Annotated in this window: 11 protein-coding genes; 7 read left to right on the forward strand and 4 right to left on the reverse strand. The window is 39.6% G+C overall.

Annotated elements, in window-relative coordinates; genetic code table 11:
* Positions 1 to 501: 501 nt before the first annotated feature.
* Positions 502 to 807 (reverse strand): type II toxin-antitoxin system RelE/ParE family toxin, encoded by a 306-nt coding sequence (locus ACH2AZ_RS11795; protein WP_394908008.1) that lies wholly within the window; start codon positions 805 to 807, stop codon positions 502 to 504.
* Entirely contained in the window at positions 807 to 1,025 is a 219-nt protein-coding gene (locus ACH2AZ_RS11800) for a hypothetical protein (protein ID WP_394908009.1), read from the reverse strand. Before ACH2AZ_RS11800 ends, ACH2AZ_RS11795 begins: the two co-directional genes overlap by 1 nt.
* A 1,254-nt stretch (positions 1,026 to 2,279) precedes the next feature.
* Between ACH2AZ_RS11800 and ACH2AZ_RS11805 the strand changes: the two genes are divergently transcribed.
* The 7 genes from ACH2AZ_RS11805 (at position 2,280) to ACH2AZ_RS11835 (ending at position 15,507) form a co-directional block, all read left to right on the forward strand.
* Entirely contained in the window at positions 2,280 to 2,477 is a 198-nt protein-coding gene (locus tag ACH2AZ_RS11805) for a PID-CTERM protein-sorting domain-containing protein (protein ID WP_394908010.1), read from the forward strand.
* Between the two features lie 92 nt (positions 2,478 to 2,569).
* On the forward strand, positions 2,570 to 5,518 hold the full coding sequence (locus tag ACH2AZ_RS11810) for a T9SS type A sorting domain-containing protein (protein WP_394908011.1): 2,949 nt from the start codon (positions 2,570 to 2,572) through the stop codon (positions 5,516 to 5,518).
* A 266-nt stretch (positions 5,519 to 5,784) separates the two neighbouring features.
* A complete protein-coding gene (locus ACH2AZ_RS11815; RefSeq protein ID WP_394908012.1) occupies positions 5,785 to 10,272 on the forward strand; it encodes a PAS domain S-box protein in 4,488 nt (1,495 codons plus the stop codon).
* Positions 10,269 to 10,694 (forward strand): response regulator, encoded by a 426-nt coding sequence (locus ACH2AZ_RS11820; RefSeq protein WP_394908013.1) that lies wholly within the window; start codon positions 10,269 to 10,271, stop codon positions 10,692 to 10,694. The genes ACH2AZ_RS11815 and ACH2AZ_RS11820 overlap by 4 nt, the downstream gene beginning before the upstream one ends.
* 4 nt (positions 10,695 to 10,698) lie before the next feature.
* Positions 10,699 to 11,694 carry a response regulator gene (locus tag ACH2AZ_RS11825; protein WP_394908014.1) on the forward strand — a complete coding sequence of 332 codons (996 nt, stop codon included), beginning with the start codon at positions 10,699 to 10,701 and terminating at the stop codon, positions 11,692 to 11,694.
* Between the two features lie 5 nt (positions 11,695 to 11,699).
* A complete protein-coding gene (locus tag ACH2AZ_RS11830; protein ID WP_379042985.1) occupies positions 11,700 to 12,098 on the forward strand; it encodes a response regulator in 399 nt (132 codons plus the stop codon).
* A 385-nt stretch (positions 12,099 to 12,483) separates the two neighbouring features.
* The gene (locus ACH2AZ_RS11835) at positions 12,484 to 15,507 is read left to right on the forward strand and encodes a T9SS type A sorting domain-containing protein (protein WP_394908015.1); all 3,024 of its coding nucleotides are present in this window, start codon (positions 12,484 to 12,486) and stop codon (positions 15,505 to 15,507) included.
* A gap of 103 nt (positions 15,508 to 15,610) precedes the next feature.
* On the opposite strand, the gene wecB is transcribed toward ACH2AZ_RS11835, so the two are convergent.
* Entirely contained in the window at positions 15,611 to 16,753 is a 1,143-nt protein-coding gene (gene wecB / locus ACH2AZ_RS11840) for a non-hydrolyzing UDP-N-acetylglucosamine 2-epimerase (protein WP_394908016.1), read from the reverse strand.
* 94 nt (positions 16,754 to 16,847) lie between these two features.
* Positions 16,848 to 18,137 (reverse strand): OmpA family protein, encoded by a 1,290-nt coding sequence (locus ACH2AZ_RS11845; protein WP_394908017.1) that lies wholly within the window; start codon positions 18,135 to 18,137, stop codon positions 16,848 to 16,850.
* Between the last annotated feature and the right edge of the window lie 66 nt (positions 18,138 to 18,203).

Consider the following 18,203-nt stretch of genomic DNA (forward strand, 5'->3'; position numbering starts at 1 on the left):
TTTGCTAAATTGGCTCCAAGGCTTCACCAATTCTTCACGCAAAACACAAGTTATACTGAAGAAAAAGATTGCAAAGCCCTGCTTTGAATCGCTTTTTGAATTGGGCTGCTGGATATTTCTGTTATTGAATTCAAATAAATATAAAAGGTACTGCCAATTTTACGCCCTATTTTCGATAGGCCGGTTTGAAAAGTAGTTATAATTACTCCTTTTGTAAAATAACCTGCCTTGTCATATCGAGTTTCGCATTTTTGGTGGTAAACCAAAAATACGAAGTATCGAGATACGGTCGAAAAATAGCGAGTTTATTTTTTGGCTCGTTTTTGATCAAGCAAAAATGAACAGAAAGAATTTGTAGTATTTGGTTTGAATTTGGATTTTGATTGGGAGTGAAGGCTTGATTTTTTAGCGTATTTAGGAATTGAAAATTTGTAAAGAGAACGCGATGCAATCGCGCACCAGCGGCGCGGAGCCATCCACTCGATGTGTGCAACGTACTTTTTAATCGATATCTTTCTTTAATTTATCAGGATTTTGGCGTGTGTCAAAAATTGTAATTATCTCTATTTCTTTTCGTTCAGCTATTATTCTGTAGAAAAGTGTGGTTTGTTTTGTAACAACACATTTGTATAGATTTTTAAATTCTGATGATTTTGGGCAACTATCAGGTTGTTTTGATATTTGTTCGATTTTATCGTTCAGTTTTGAAATAAACTTGTCACGAGTTTTTAAATTCCATTCTTCGAGTAAATATTCAGATAATTTAAGAAGTTTTGATTCGGCAAGTTCGGATAAGAATACTTTCATTAAGAAATTTTCTTTAGAAATGACTCGTAGGAAACTCTTTGTCCGTTATCTAATTCTTCAACACCTTGTTTTATTTCGGATTGTTCAGTTAGAGTCAGTTCGTCCCAAAAATCAACTTTTTCTTTTTCCACAAAGTCGGCTACTCTTTGGATAAAATCTTTGTTTTCAGTCTCCAAAATTGTTTTTAGCAGTTCAAGTTTTGTGGTTCGAATATCCATTATAATATCTCTTTAATTAATCAAATGTACAAAAAATATGATTCAGTTCGATTTTTTTCAGTATGAAGCCCAACTCGTTATATCAACCCAAATATACACTTTTAAAACAATTTTGTACTGGTTAAAGCCTAACTCGGTTATTAGGGGTAAAGTCTGGAAGGGTCCCATACCCCCGTAGAAGCTGAAAGCCAAAGAGAACACGATGCAATCGCACACCAGCGTGGGGTTTGAAAAGTAGTTATAATTACTCCTTTTGTAAAATAACCTACCTTGTCATATCGAGTTTCGGATTTTTGGTGGTAAACCAAAAATGCGAAGTATCGAGATACGGTCGAAAAGTAGCGAGTTTATTTTCTTTTTCAAAACCTACATCACAACAACACATCAATAGTACTATGTCCTAATTTTCATTTTCTTTACGGTGTATTCCTCTCGCTGCGCTCGTCGGATACAGGAGAAAACGAAACAAAAGAAAGTACACTTTTTCTGAGGTATTTTTCAGCTTTGCTGAAAACCACTTGTATTTTGCTAAATTGGTTCCAAGGCTTCGCCAATTCTTCACGCAAAACACAAGTTATACTGAAGAAAAAGATTGCAAAGCCCTGCTTTGAATCGCTTTGCCTGTAGGCTGCCGGTGTATAGAATAACTCTAAAACCTACCTTGTCAGTTCGAGTTTCGGATTTTTGGTGGTAAACCAAAAATGCGAAGTATCGAGAACACGTCGAAAAGTAGCGAATACTTTTTTAGTTCTAATTAAACTACTTCTCGATACAACCCAGCAAGTCCAACTACGACATTAAAAATGCCTGTTGGCTAAGCTGCGCCACTCGAAGTGACAGGCGTTTAAAACCACGCCTTGTGATGTGAATTTCGGATTTTTGAGCGGTAGAACAAAAATGCGAAGTATCGAGACGAAGTCGAAAAGTAGCGAGTTTATTTTTTGGTTCGTTTTTGATCAAGCAAAAATGAACAGAAAGAATTTGTAGTATTTGGTTTGAAGTTGGATTATCGAATAGACTTTGGATGTAGAGGGAGAGGTTATACGCTATTAATGATTTGATAATGATGTGTGATTTTGATGTTGCAAAAAGACTGATTTATTAAAAAACAATGAATATATAAAAATTAACCTTGCACTTAATCGACAAATTATGTCGATTCAACAAATATTTGAAAGATTCATTTTGGGTAACATGCTTATCAGCTAGTTTTGCCGGCTGAAACAGCTAAACACCTTTAAAACCAGCTTTGTAATGCGCAAATTTATTTTACTTTTTAGTCTTATTGTTTTAGGAAGTTTTTGTTCAACTGCCAGTGCCCAAGGTTTGGGTGCTATAGGTTTTGCGTCAGACGATGTAGATGATGAAACTCCCGCAGCGCCCATCGATTCGCTTTTGGCTTTTGGTTTATTGGCGGGTACGGCTTACGGCATCCGTAAAATTAAAAAATAGCGCTTAAAACGCTTTATCTATACTGTTTATTAATTAAGTTTTTTCTTATGAAAAGAAGTTTACTTTTTCTCGTACTTTTTTCCTGTGCCCTAATGTCAAATACATTACAGGCGCAAAATTGTGTTCCTACAGGGGCTAATCACCCTAGCGAAGGTACTTATACACAAGATGTATGGACGGCCTACGTGTATGATAGAAGTCTCTGGACTGGTGCTAAAAATTATGAAGGCTATTACCAACATACGGCTACCACAGGAACTTTAGGTTTAGATTTTAACACCGAGGATTATTGGAATAAAGCTAAAAATCCTTCTCATCAAACTCATCAAAACGCGGCTTATAAAGGATGCTCGATGGATGATGATTATTTTAATGTTGATTACCGCAGAAAAGGATTCCCTAGAGGTTATTATGAAATTACCATTACCCACGATGATTGGAACGCAAGTGTAAGTTTAAATGGTACAGAGATTTATAGTTCATTTGTTTCAGCCAATCAAAGATTGATAGCCAACACCCATTATTTAGATCAGGATACTGAACTTCAAGTTGAATGGGCTGAATCAGTTCGCAATTCTAATGTTTCCATCCAATTTAACAGAATAAGTATTGGTTTTGGTCAAGACGAGTGGTTAGCGGCTGTTTTTTCTGATGATTCATTTACCAATTACGCAGGGCAATTCAGCCAAAGCGGTCTAGATTTTACGAGTCCGTGGTCTTCCACTCAGACTCCCTCAGACGCTCCTGGTTATACTGGTGCTAGCATATCAAACAATACTTCTTATATTTACCGTCGTCGCGGATTTGATTGCGGATTCTATAGCATAGATGTTACCGAATATGACGATGATACCGAGATTATTATCGACGGACAAAGCGTTTGGTCAAAAACCGGTTATAACCTAAATGGTGAAACCGGGGTGTGGACCGGCGTGTTGGGTGCCGATACCGAGATGGAGGTAAAGGTACGTAACAATGGTAGCGGGCCTACTAGTATTGGATTGCAATTCAATCGACTTGATCAGGCTCCAGCTGGAACCGTGGTATGGACAGGGAAGCTGAACAATCGTGCCAATGATGCCGCCAACTGGTGCCCTGCTTTACCCGGACCTAACGATCAAGTATATATTCCAAAACAAAGCCTTACCCCCAACAACCTAAAATTAAATGTAGATGCCGAAATCGGTTCGCTTTATATTGCCGATTCTGCGGTGGTAGATTTGCAAGATCACCAATTAATGCTAAACGGAGATTTTGAATTGCAAGGAGCTTTGGTAAATAACCAAATCGGATTCTTAGGATTTGCGGGAAATCAAGCCAGCATCAAAGGAAAAGCTTTTGAAGTAGATCAACTGCAGATTTCGGGACAAAACGTAAATATTGCAACCTACCAAAACTTAAGAGTAAGGCAGTGGGTACGCTTGACGGCGGGTAGTTTAAATACCAATGATAAATTAACTTTAAGTTGTGCTTTTGTAAACGGAGGAACCGAATTGGGACAAATCGATGAGATTCCTAACGGTAGTACGATTAATGGTGAGGTTTTAGTGGAACAATGCATACCTGCGCGTCGTGGTTTTAGGCTGGTGACTTCGCAAGTTACCACCAGTACCTCTATTCACGATAACTGGCAAGAAGGAGCTTTACAATGGGATCACAATCCGCATCCGAGCAACGGCAACCGACCTGGATATGGAACGCATATTACGGGTACCACGAGCGATCAAACCAATGGTTTTGATTTAACCGCAAGCGGAAATCCCTCTATGTTTGAATTCAATAACGCGAGTCAGACCTGGAGTCCGATTGCCAATACCGATGCTACAAACTTAACAGCAGGGCAGCCTTGGCGATTGATGGTACGCGGAGATCGATCTACCGATATTACTTCAAATGCAGCTGCGCCTACCAACACCATTTTACGCGCCCAAGGAGACTTAGTTCAGGGCGATATCGATATGGCAACCAACTTTAATGCTACGGCAGGAGCTTTTAATCTGGTAGGAAACCCTTATGCCGCCGCTGTAGATTTAAGGGAATTAATGCGTAATAGCAAGCATATCAGTAAACTACAGGTATATATGTGGGATGTGACCGAAGGAGGATTACCCATTGTAGGTCAGCCTGGCGGACGAGGTGCTTTTGTAACGATTGATTTAGAAAACCCTATAGAAAGTATTGTAGGTTCTTTGTTAAGAAAACAATACATTCAACCCGGGCAGGCGGTATTTATGGTAGCCCGAGGTTCAGGTACTCCCGAACTTATTTTTAAAGAGTCTTATAAAGAGGTAGAAGCTCCAATTGCTGATGTTTTTCGAGCCCCTACTGAAGCCTTTATGGATATACAATTATTTGATCAGAACAGTTTGTTGAATGGCGGATCAACTTTAGATGCCTTACGATTGAAATGGAAAGATACCTATACCAGTTTGGCAGGAGAAGAAGATGCGGCTAAAATGGGTAATTTAGACGAAAACTTAGCGGTAGTGAATAATCAAAACTATTTGAGTATTGACCGTAGGGCTTTCCCGCAGCAAGAAGAAGTACTGCCTTTGTTCATCAATCAATACCGTCATAACGACTATGTGTTGCGTTTTAATAATAAAAACAGTTTTGAACACGAGGTATATTTAATCGATTATTACTTGAATACCGAAACCCCTATTCAAGGAGATGCATTTACGCATGCCTTTCAAGTAGATCCAGATGTAGAAGCCAGTACCGACCCTATGCGTTTTGCTTTAAAATTTAAACCACAAGGTAAATTGAATACTGACACATTGCAAGAGGAAACATGGAGTATATACCCTAATCCGTTGCGCGGTAATCAATTGCAAATTCAATTACCTCAACAGGCTACTGGTACCCGAGTACAAATACAAATTAGCGATATGTTAGGAAAAGTAGTATGGAGCGAAACTCAAACGCCCCAGCAAAAAAGTTTATCGCTCGAATCACTTTCTTTAAAAGCTGGCATGTATTTGGTAAGCATGCAAACGGCTGAAGGCCAGTATCAAACTCAGAAACTAGTGGTAGAATAAAGTAATTTTCATTTCATCTTAAACCCGACAAATTTTGTCGGGTTTTTTATTTTATAAATGTTAATAAAATTTAACTTTTTATTAATATCCAGATTAAAGTTTGTTTTGTATGGATTAAAATTATTAATTTTATCATCTAAATTGAAATTATCTTTTGGAATTTGCAATCTTTTTTTTAAATGAAGAAGAACGGCGATAAATGACTTTTAAAAGTGCGTTCTGTTAAGCCAATGAGGATAGAGGATTACAAAAATGCGTTGCCCCCTATGCATGATTTTAAAGTTAATCAAGAAATATTAGATGATTTACCCGATTTAATTTGGGTGGTCGATACTAAGATGCGATTGGTTTATGCGAACCAAGCTTACCACCAGGGTATCAAAAAAGCTATAGGTAGGTCTTTTTGTTACGGCGAGTCTGTTTTGGCCCAGGAGTATGATGAAGAATCACGCCAAATTTGGCGTGTCCATTATAAAAAAGCTTTAGAGGGTGCTGCTTTCGAAATAGAGGATGAGTTTTTTGACCCTAAGCAACATCAAATTGTTTACAATCATATTGCAATAAAATCTATTCAACAGGACGGTAAGTCTTTTGTGTTTTGCATTGGTAAAAACATTACCCAGCTTATCAATCAATGCTTCCGAGTAAACAACTTGCTGAATGCCTCTTTGGATGTTTTCTGTACTATAGATCGTGAAGGGATAATTCAATTCATCAGTTCGACGGCCAGTCTTCAATGGGGGTATTCGCCACAAAGTCTACGTAGTCGCGAACTGTTGAGTTTAGTGCGTACTGGTGATCGTGAGGCTTCGCATCAAATGGCAAAGAGTATAATCCGTAAAGGAACCGAGGTACGGCATTTTCTGAATTATATTTTACATAAAGATGGCCGAGAAATCCCTTTCTACTGGTCGGCTCGTTGGGATGAAACCCAAGAGTTAATGTATTGCGTGGCACGGGATGCAAGCGATTATTTGCTTCAGGAGCGTAAATTGCAGCAACGCGAACAGCATTTTAAAGCACTTGTACAAGAAGGGGTAGATTTAATGTTGGTATTGACTGCTGATGCTCGATTTTTATATATAAATAAGAACAATTGGTTTCCGAAAACCGATTTAGAGCTGAATCTCATAGGAAGAAATGCCTTAGCATTAATGCATCAGCAAGATCGTGAGGCTATAGAAAAAACAATAAGCTCGTTAAAGCCGGGGGAACGCAAGCAATTACAACCTTTTAGGATTCGCTATAATGATGAGGAATGGCGTTGGTTGTCTGGCGTGCTTACCAATATGCAGGAGAATCCGGCTGTTCAAGGTTTGGTACTCAATGCTCAAGATATAACCCAACGTATTGAAGAAAGAGAGCATTTAGAATTGCTATACGCGGCGATTAATAGCACCCAAGAGGCAGTAATTATTACAAAAGCAACTCCGCTTTCTGAGCCCGGACCCGAAATTATCTATGTCAATCAGGCTTTTAGCCAACTTATGGGGTATACGCCTCAAGAGATAATAGGTAAGACGCCCCGTATATTACAAGGGGCAAATACCGATAGAGCTAGTCTGAACTTGATTAGGCAACATCTTGAACTTCAGGAATCCTTTTCGATAGAACTGTTGAACTATACGCGGAAGGGTCAAGAAGTTTGGGTCGATTTACAATTAAGTCCGGTAACCAATACCCAAGGAGAAGTCACTCATTTTATCGCTATTCAACGGGATATTACCCACGAGAAAAGAGCCCGTTTAGAAAAAGAATTACTAGCCGATATTAAGCAAGGCTTTAGTGCAGCCGAGAATTTATTGGCGGGCTGCCAATCGCTATGTGAAAATATATATGACTACGGTTATTTTGAATTTGTAGAGCTATGGATGCCTACACAAAGCAAAGAACATATTCAGTTAGTTGCTTATCATAGTCAGATGATTGAATTTTACGAGCGTTATGGCCGATTGACCACTTTTGGGATAGATGAAGGTTTGCCAGGGAAAATATGGCGTGAGCAGACGACCTTAATTTGGGACGAGGTTGAAATTCAAAATTATTTCATAAGGAGAGAAGCCTTATCAGCCGAACAAATAAAATATGTAATGGCTGTTCCAATATTCTATCAAGCTGAGTTTTTAGGTTGTTTGGTGTTGGCTAGTAATTGTAATCGTGATTATATAGAACGCTATCGTGAAGTTGCCGAGCGCTTGCAACAGCCAGTAGCCGCCGAATTGCAACGTAAGATACTAGAAGACACCTATAAGAATCTATATAATACCATACCAGAGTTTGTCTGTATGCTCGATATACAGGGAAGAGTGCTAAACGTTAACCCAGCCGGTTTGGAGTTGATGGGGTATTCTGCCTCCGAAATGCAAGGCAAAGATTTCTCCCAATTTATTTATCCCCCCGATTTAGAAGAAACAGCAACTTTGATTCAATCGGTTTTTGAGGGACAAATCGCCCATGATTTTCAAAATCGCTATTACAAAAAGAACGGTGAATTGATTTGGTTCAGCTGGAGTTGTCGAAAAGCTTTAAGTGGTGAAGTGATTTTTGTGGCTGGAAAAGACATTACTCAAGAAAAGCTGTTACAAGAAAGTAATCAGCGTGCCTGTGAAATGGCGCAATTGGCTTTTTGGGAATATGATTGCGAGCATATGCAAATGCATTGGTCAAAGAATGCTACTCATATACTAACGGATGTTGGTGCCCAAAAAATGGAATCTCTTACAAATATATTGCAGCATTTTAAAGGAAAGTATAAAAAGCAAATCTTGCAGGCATTCACAAGGGCTTGTGAAGAGCAAGACACTTTTGAATTAGAAGTGCAGCTAAGCCAAGGGGCAAAAGAAGAGCGCTGGGTACGCTTGCAAGGCAGTCCGGTACCTCATCCTACTAGCTGTAAGAAAATCAGCGGAAGCATTCAAGATATAAGTGAATCGAAGCGTTTGCAGTTGCAAATAGAAGAGATATTAGGCAGTATTTCTGATGCTTTTTACGCCATCAATACTCAGTGGGAATTCACCTACTTTAACCGTATGGCCGAAGAATTGTTAGATAGAAAAGCCGACGAGGTTTTGGGGGAATCGCTTTTTGAAGTTTTTCCTATAACTAAAGATAGTTGGCTGTTCGAGCAATTTTTAAATGCGGCGCAGAATCAGGAAAGCTCTAGCTTTGAGTACCAATATCCAGAAGACCAACGCTGGTACGAAATCAATATATATCCTTCGGCATCTGGACTTTCGGTTTATTTTAAAAATATAGATGAACGTATTTATGCCGCTCGAGCATTAGAGGAGGCTTTTGCCGAAAAGAGTCAGATACTCGAGAGTATCGGCGATGCCTTTTTTACCTTAGATGCCGGTTGGAATATTACGTATTGGAACCAGCAAGCTTCTATCATAACCGGTGTACCAAAAGAAATAGCCTTAGGTAATTCGATTTGGGAAATATTTCCAGAAGCCTATGAAAGCAATTTTTATAAAAATTATAAACAAGCTTTAGCCACTCATTCGGTTTTGCGTTTTGAAGCCTATTATGAACCTGTAGAGGCCTGGTTTCAGGTAGCTGCATACCCCGCCAATCAGGGTCTTTCGGTTTATTTTAGCGATATTACCGAGAAAAAACAAGCCGAGGAAGCTCTTAAGCAGGCCAATGAACGCTTTGAAAAAATAACCCAAGCCACTCAAGATGCCATTTGGGACTGGAACTTGGAAACCAATGCGATTTATTTAGGTGAAGGCTTTAATAAATTATTTGGGCATAATACTAGTTATGTGCATCCTGATCTTTCGGCTTGGACGGAACGTATACATCCCGATGATCTGGAGGAGGTGAACGCAAGTCTTGAAGAAGTCATTGCCAGCGATAAGGATTTATGGGTAAAAGAATACCGTTATAGATTGGCTGATGGGAATTATGCCGAAATTATAGATCGCGGATTGCTGATGCGTACTGGTCAAGGCAAAGCCTATCGTATGGTAGGGGTGATGGAAGATATAACAAAACAAAAGCAATACCAACAGCATCTCAAGCAATTGAATGCCGATCTTAATAAGCGAGCAGAAGAGTTGCAGCGTTCAAATGAAGAATTAGAGCAATTTGCTTTTATCATTTCACACGATTTGCAAGAACCACTACGTATGGTGAATGCTTTTATGAATCAATTGCAAAGACGTTATGGCGAACAATTAGATGAACGCGCCAATCAATATATTCATTTTGCAGCCGATGGTGCCCAACGCATGAAGCATATTATTTTAGACTTGTTGACTTATTCTAGAGTAGGGCGCCCTACCGAGAAGCTTGAGCTAGTAGATTTAAATGAGGTGATGGCCGATTTTAAACACCTTAGGCGAAAATTGATACAAGAAAATAAGGCGCAATTGCAGTTTCCTGATTTACCTAGCATACCTACCTATAAAGCGGTAATCACTCAAATTTTTCATGGTTTATTAGACAATGCGCTTAAATACAAGCAACCCGGGAAGCCAGCCAAAATAAAATTGACTTGCGAAGAGGAGGCTCAACAATTTGTATTTGGCGTACACGATCAAGGGATAGGTATAGCACCTCAATTTTTTGATAAAATTTTTGTAATTTTCCAACGTCTGCACAACCGAGAAGAATATCCAGGAACAGGGATTGGCTTAGCCATGGTGAAAAAAGGGGTGCAGTTTTTAGGCGGAAAAATTTGGTTAGCGTCCACTCCAGGTCAAGGCACTAGTTTTTATTTTACCTTAAAAAAGAATATTCAAGCATGAGAAAAGTAAATGTATTGTTGGTAGAAGACAACGAAGGCGATATTCTATTAACACAAGAGGCTTTTGAAGAAAGCAAGGTGCAGGCCGATTTAAGTGTAGTGCGCAACGGCCAAGAGGCTTTAGATTTCTTGTTCAAAAGGAAAGCCTATGAGGACGCACAAAGACCCGATATTATCTTGCTGGATATCAATATACCGATTTATAACGGACACGAAGTCTTGCAACAGATTAAAACCGACGAGCAGTTAAAAACCATTCCGGTTATCATGCTTACCACTTCCAACAACCAAGAAGATGTGAAGAAGTGTTATGAACAACACTGCAATACCTATATTGTGAAACCGTTGGATATGGAAGAATTTTTAGAAGTGATTTTAAAAATAGACCAATTCTGGTTGCAACTCTCAGTAATTCCCGAGTAAGTCTATGCTTTCAAACAGAACCAAACCCTTGAATGTATTGGTTATCGAAGATAACTTGGGCGATTATATACTCCTTGAAGATTACTTGTTGGAAAAAAATAAGGGTATTCAAATCGAACATGCCCAGAATTTGAGTCAAGCTCAAGATATTCTTAATCTAAAAGCTGGAATCGAATTGATATTTTTAGACCTAATCTTGCCCGATGCTAGTGGGATAGAATTAGTGCAGGCTTGTTTGAAAATGGCCGATAAAACACCGATTATTATTTTAACCGGATACAGTGACTTACACTGGGCAAAACGCAGTTTGCAATTGGGGGTTTATGATTTTTTGGTGAAAGACGAACTCAACCCCAATTTATTGGGGAAAAGTATGGCTTTTACACTCAACCGTCACTTTTTTATTCAACAGGTGGAGAGGGAGCGACAAAACTTTGCCCGGCTATTTAATTTAAGTCCGCAGCCCATGTGGTTGCTCAAACCTGAAAATTTAGCGATTACCCATGCCAACCAAACGGCTTGTGCTTTATATCCTGATAAAAGCCAGATATTCAAACAATTAAGCTTTTTAGAGCTATTTCGTGAAGAAGATTGTGAAGCGATTAAGGCCTTGATTCAAATGAAAAGCAGCAGCCGAGGTCAGCATTACTTTGAGCAGCCCAATACGCTAGAAGGAAATATACAAGTGGAGTTGCATTTTACCCGTGTACCCGATATGAACGCTGGAGAAGCCATACTCATACAAGCTAATAATGTAACGCGTACTTTAGATTATATACAAACTATTGAACGTCAGAATGCAAAACTGCGGAAAATAGCCTGGGACCAGTCGCACCGATTGCGGGCACCCTTGGCTCGTATTATGAGTATTGTAAATTTAATACAAGCGCACCCTGAAAGTGTAGAAGATTTAGTATCTTGGTTAAATGAACTCAAATATTCGTCTGAAGAGATGGATGCGGTTTTGAAACAATTAGTAAATGAAACAAAGGAAGGCTGAAAAGCATGGAGAGCAGCAAAAAGCACATTGTGATTATTGATGATGATCCTATTTACCAACGAATTATTAAATTCTTGGCGCAACGCATGGTGCCCGACTATGAACAGCATGCACTTTTAAACGCCGCAGGCGCTTCCCAAATATTAAAAAAACTATTAAAGCGTGGAGAGCAGGTTTATGTGCTCCTCGACCTGAATATGCCTGAATACGATGGCTGGCGCTTTTTAGATCTAACAGAAAAAGCAAGTTGGGCAGCTTGTTCTCAATTAAAACTTTTTGTGGTTTCCTCAACTACAGATACCCGCGAAATTGAAAGGGCAAAAGAATATGCCCTGGTGAAGGATGTCATTACAAAACCTTTCACGAAAGAAAACTTAAACTACATTCTTGGATACGCTTCTTAAAAAGAGGGGCAGCAAATTAGGTTTCCTCGTGTTTAATCAATAATTCTCTCTACCCCCTAATACTAAATACTTATACCTATCAATTTGCTTAAAAATAAGGGCTGTTCTTTAGGTTATTAAAGACTAAAAATGAGCTACTTAAAAAAATATTAAAAATTCTCCTAATTTTTAGTTAAATTTAGATTAAAAGTATAAATTTGTCTTTAAAAGGTATTTAAAGCCTTTAAAACGAATGACTTGTCGGTTATTTTTTCTATTGAACGAAGATTTTGTTAGACGTATTGGTATTTTTCAATGAAGGGCTAAAGCTTTTCTAGTCTATGGATCTAGCTGTTATTCCGACAAATTTATTGGTATGTACAATAATAACTTAAATCCAATTTATATGAGAAAACTTTTCTTTTTGATTTTATGTCTGTTTTTAACGGCTTTAACAGCCGATTCCTGGGCGCAGTGTACCAATCCGCCTAGTTCGCCTACTGTGCTTAGCGCAGTAGAAGGGGAGTGGCGCGCTTATGCTTATGATGGAACCAATACCAGCCCCAACAGTAATGTCTATTACGGTTATTATACCGATGCAAATGCGTATGGGCCGGGGAAATTAAGTTTCGATTCCAGTTTATCCTATGCCGTAGCAGGAAATCCTAGTGATGCGCCAGGATTTGATGGTTGTACTACGCTAAGCAATGACAATCACTCTTTGGTGTATACGACTATTATTCCTAAAACTGGGAACTATAAAATGAGAATACGACACAATAATACGGCTCAAGTATTTCAAAATACTACTCGAATTTATAACGGTACCAGCACGCGGACGAGTTTTCAGAACATTCCAGTTCGCCAGTTTACCGCAGGCCAAAAAATTGAAGTGCGATTGCAAGAAACCACAGGCGATTCTTTTGTGCAATTTGAAATGATACCAGAATTCGATTTCGCAGGAGTAGGAGATGGTTTTTGGGAGTGTTCGGTGTATTCACTAGGGAACTTCACTGATTATCAGGGAGGCTTTGTCACCACAGAGACCGGTTTAGGATTTGATTCAAATGACTATAATTTTGGTGATAGTAGAACTAGCCCAGCATCTACGGCTGATGGTTATGTAGGAGACGGAGTTTCGGCGAATCATTCCTATAAATTTATGCGTCAAAATTTTGATTGCGGTTATTACCAATTTGATATCATCCGTCACGATGATGATGCCGACTTAATTATTGATGGTAGTACAATTTTATCAAGACCAGGTTGGACTAATACACGCGAGAATAATGTAGCTCGTGTATATTTAGGGCCAAACTCGGTAGTGGAATTTAGGGTGACAAATTCGGGTGGTGGACCAACTTCAGCAGGATTAGCCTTAACCCGCTTAGACGCTGGCTCAAATGAAACCATCTGGACCGGTGAAGTAAGTACCAATACGAATAATCCGGCCAACTGGTGTCCAGGGTTACCTGATGCTACGACCAACGTATATATTCCAGATCCTGCTTATACCACTAATAGTCCGGTGATGAATGCAGATTTAAGTGTTGCTAACTTGCGTTTTCACGCAAATGCTAGCTTAGATGCTCAATCGGCCTTTAGATTAAGTGTAAACGGCACCTTGACCACCACTGCTACTCAACTGGTTGGGGGTAAAGTAAACGAATTGTATTTAGGCTCAACAAATGCACGCCTTGAAGGCGAAGGTTTTGAGGTTACTACTTTAATTGTGGATGGCACTGCTACTTTAGCCTTAAATGCCAATCAAGAAATCGTTATAACCGATTTGGTACAAGTAAATAGCGGTAGCTTGAACACCAATGGGCAACTGCGGTTAAAATGTCAATTCGCAGATTTAACTCAGCGTGTAGCCCAGATCGATGATTTGACCAATGGTAGCATCACAGGAGATGTAATTACCGAGCAGTGCATATCCGGCCGTCGTGCCTTCCGCTTGGTAACGCCGCCGGTAACCACCAGCACTACGATTCACAATAATTGGCAACAGGGAGCCACTGCCGTAGGTGATAACCCTAAGTCTGGTTATGGTACGCATATTACCGGCTCTAAAATAGATCAAACCAATGGTTTTGATGCTACCCCTAGTGGTAACCCCTCATTATTCCTTTTTGATAATAGCAACCAACAATGGTCGCCTATTGCTAATACCAATGTCAACACCTTAACGGCGGGTCAAGGCTATCGCTTAATGGTACGTGGAGATCGCAGTCTTGATATTAGTGTCAATACCGCTATATCTAATAATACCATTTTAGAAGCTACTGGTAGTGTTCGTCAAGGAAATGTTAACCTGGCTAGCGAACTTAATTTTAGCAGTACGGCAGATGATTTTAACTTTTTTGGTAATCCATATCCAGCCGCTATTGATATGCAGGCGGTATTGCAAAACGCCACTAATTTGGCTAGCGATTACTACATCTGGGACCCGAATTTAGGTGGAACAAATGATAACAATCCGAATTCATCTGAATTAGGAGGACGAGGAGCTTTTGTTACTGTAGATACCGAACAAAACACAAACACCGTTGCAACAGGAACTTCAGGTTTTACCACTTCGGCTGCCAATCGCTATTTACAACCGGGGCAGGCTGCCTTTGTAAAAAGTACAGGAGGAGTACCCGATATGAGTATTCAAGAAAGTTACAAACGCGTGAGTGAGCCCCAAACCGATGTTTTTAGACCAGGGGCACAAACGAGAACTTATGTAGATTTGATCCTTTATGAAGCGAATCAGTTGCAAAATGGCGAAACTTATCGCGATGCTTTGCGCCTGAAATGGAACAGTAGTTATACTACATTAGCCGGAGTAGAAGATGCTTCTAAAATGGGTAATTTAGATGAAAACATCGCTGTGGTTAACAATGGGAAGTATTTAGCGATAGACCGTCGTAATTATCCAAGTCAAGAAGAAATAATTCCTCTTTTCGTCAATCAATATCGTCATCAGATATACACTGTGGTGGTAAAACGCACCGAATGGGAGAATATGGAGTTGTATTGGGTAGATAACTATTTGAATACCGAAACTTTAATCGATAATGATATACAGTTTATTCACTTTAGTGTAGACGCCAACTTGCCTGCAAGTATTGCTGCTCAACGCTTTGCATTGAAAGTTAAACCTAGTAGTTTAGGTATTAGCGATATGCCAGCTGAAGGATTTAGTATGTACCCGAATCCGCTTAATCAAGACTATTTAAGTTTTGCTTTGCCGGCTAATTTAGACGGTGTGTGGACGGTGAAAGTTTTTGATATGCTCGGTAAAAAAGTTATGGAGGAAAATGTTACTGCAAAGGATCAAAAGTTTAGTCTGCCAGCCAATCAGCTAAAGACTGGGGTATATTTGGTTCAGCTTCAGCATACTTCTAGTCAAAAGCAATTCACCCAAAAATTAGTAGTACACTAGCGTAATAATGTTAGTATAAACATAAAAAGAATCCACCAAGCGGTGGATTCTTTTTTTTATAGGTGTTTATTATTTGATATACTATAGGTTAAGGCGGTTTTTTTTATGCCGTTGGTGTTTGTTCCCGCATAAAGGCTACAATGCGATTGGCCGCTTTACCATCCCCGTAAGGGTTATGCAGCTTACTCATGTTAGCATAGCTTTCGGGATCGGTTAATAGTTTTTTTGCTTCGCTTACAATTTTGTCTTCCTCCGTGCCCACTAAAATAACGGTGCCAGCTTCTACGGCTTCTGGACGCTCGGTGGTATCACGCATTACCAAAACCGGTTTACCCAAACTAGGCGCCTCTTCTTGAACGCCACCGCTATCGGTAATAATTAAATGAGACCGATTCATCAACCAAACAAAGGCCGGGTAGTCTAGCGGCTCAATCAATAGTATATTAGGTGTTTGTCCTAAAAGTCGGTGTACGGGTTCCTTTACCTTAGGGTTGAGGTGTACCGGATAAACCAATTGGACGCTATCTGAAAATTCTTCTGCTAAAGATTTTAAGGCTTTACAGATGTTCTCAAAGCCTTGGCCGTGATTTTCTCGGCGATGACCGGTGATTAAAATACATTTTTTGTTAGGGTCTAGCCAAGCGGCAAGTTGTTGAATATGCGCATCACTATAGCTTTTCACCTGCTCGGTACTCATCAGTAGTGCATCGATTACCGTATTCCCCGTCACACAAATTTGACTTTCGGCAATATTTTCTTGTAGTAAATTTGCTTTAGAAGTCGGCGTAGGGGCAAAGTGAAAATCGGTTAGACGACCGGTTAATTGTCGGTTCATTTCCTCAGGGAAAGGCGACCATTTGTTATGTGTGCGCAGCCCAGCTTCGATATGGCAAACCTCAATGCCCGCATAGAAAGCAGCAAGTGCAGCGGCCATGCTGGTAGTGGTGTCACCATGCACGTATACATAATCGGGTTTAAAATCTTCAAATACAGCTTGCATTTGGATGATGATATCGGCGGTTAAACCGGAAAGGTTCTGATTGGGTTTCATGATATTCAAATCGTAATCGGCTTGAATCTCAAAGAACTTCAATACTTGATCGAGCATTTCACGGTGTTGGGCGGTTACACATACCTTGGTGATAAATTGCTTTTCTCCTTGTAGGGCTTTTACTACAGGGGCCATTTTAATGGCTTCGGGGCGGGTACCAAATACCACCAAATGTTTGGGTGAAGCAGAAGGCATAGTTTTTAATTTAAATTATAATAAAGTAGCGAATATAAAAAAACAGCTCCTAAATTGGAGCTGTTTTTTTATTTATAAACTAAAGCGCTTAGGCTTAGTGTAATTTAAAGGTAACGCGACGTACCAATTGCCTTGCTTCTGAAGAAGACTTATCAACTGAATCGTCAATTCCCTCACCGTCGTGGCTTAAGCGATCTTCGCTTATTCCAGAAGCTACTAAAATATCATAAACTTTCTTAGCTCTTCGTTTAGATAAGTCTAAGTTATATTGTGGGTTACCAATTTCATCGGCATATCCTGTTAAGCTTGCTTTTGCAGAAGGATTCTGGCGCATATAGGTAATCAAATAGTTGATAGCCTCATACGAGTATACTTCTGGGTTGGTGCTATTGAATTCGAAATATACGTTTACATAACCATCGTTGATCAAAGACTTGATAGTTCCTGAACCAGCGTTCATCGCCGCAGCTTTTTCTTTGGTCATATAACGCTTTTCTAAAGAAGCCTCTAATTCATCTGGAATACCATTGTTATTGGTGTCTACCGCTCTACCGTTAGAATCTACTGCTACACCATTAGTGGTGTTAGGCTCACGATCTAAGTAGTTAGGCACGCCATCCATATCTGAATCTAGCATATCGTCTTCGATCTTACTTAAACGATTCTGGATGCTGTCTAATTCTTGGGTTAATTCTTTTTGGTTGATGATGTCTACCCAATCAGCATGTTTACTGTGTTTTCCTAGGTACACCTGAATACCAATGGCTGCGGTTACAGCTTCCGATTCAAATGAGCGCACGGTGCTCATTACCTGATTACCTTCCCAAGTATAAGATTGACCTAAGTGCCCAGCATAAGTTATATCTCCATAAAGAGCTACACGATCGCTTAAACGGATTTGAGGGGTAATACCGGCCATAAATACAGGAGAAGAATCGTTCTCATCGGCGTAGATGGCATCGTCACCAAATTGGTAAAAAGCAACCCCACCCCCTGCGTGAAAAAGTAAGTTGAAACCGTTTGTCCATTCTCTAAAGCCTAAAACTGAACCTAAATTGGCAACGGCTTCTAAGGTAGCACGTGAGTAAGTGGTTTCAAAAGCCAAAGACTCATCGTCTTCACTAATCTTACTGTAGTGACCTCCTAATTTAAGACCAAACTTATCGTTGATCATATAACGTACTGCTAGTTCACCGCCTAAAGAGTTGGTAAAAGAGGAGTTGTAGGCTGCCCCAGCGTTGTCATTTTCAAAACCTCTACCGGGTTCGGTCATACCGAAACCTGCTTCAATCGACCAATGGTTATAATCTTGGTCCTTTGTTTCTTGTGCTTGTGCTTGTGTGCCGAATAAGGCCAAAGCGAATAATAAAGTAATTTTCTTCATAGTGTTTAGGTTACTTGTAAGATAAAGCAAAGATAATATAGTTTTTATAGTGTTAAAACAATTTGC

Source organism: uncultured Mesonia sp., assembly GCA_947499595.1.
Taxonomy (GTDB): domain Bacteria; phylum Bacteroidota; class Bacteroidia; order Flavobacteriales; family Flavobacteriaceae; genus Mesonia; species Mesonia sediminis.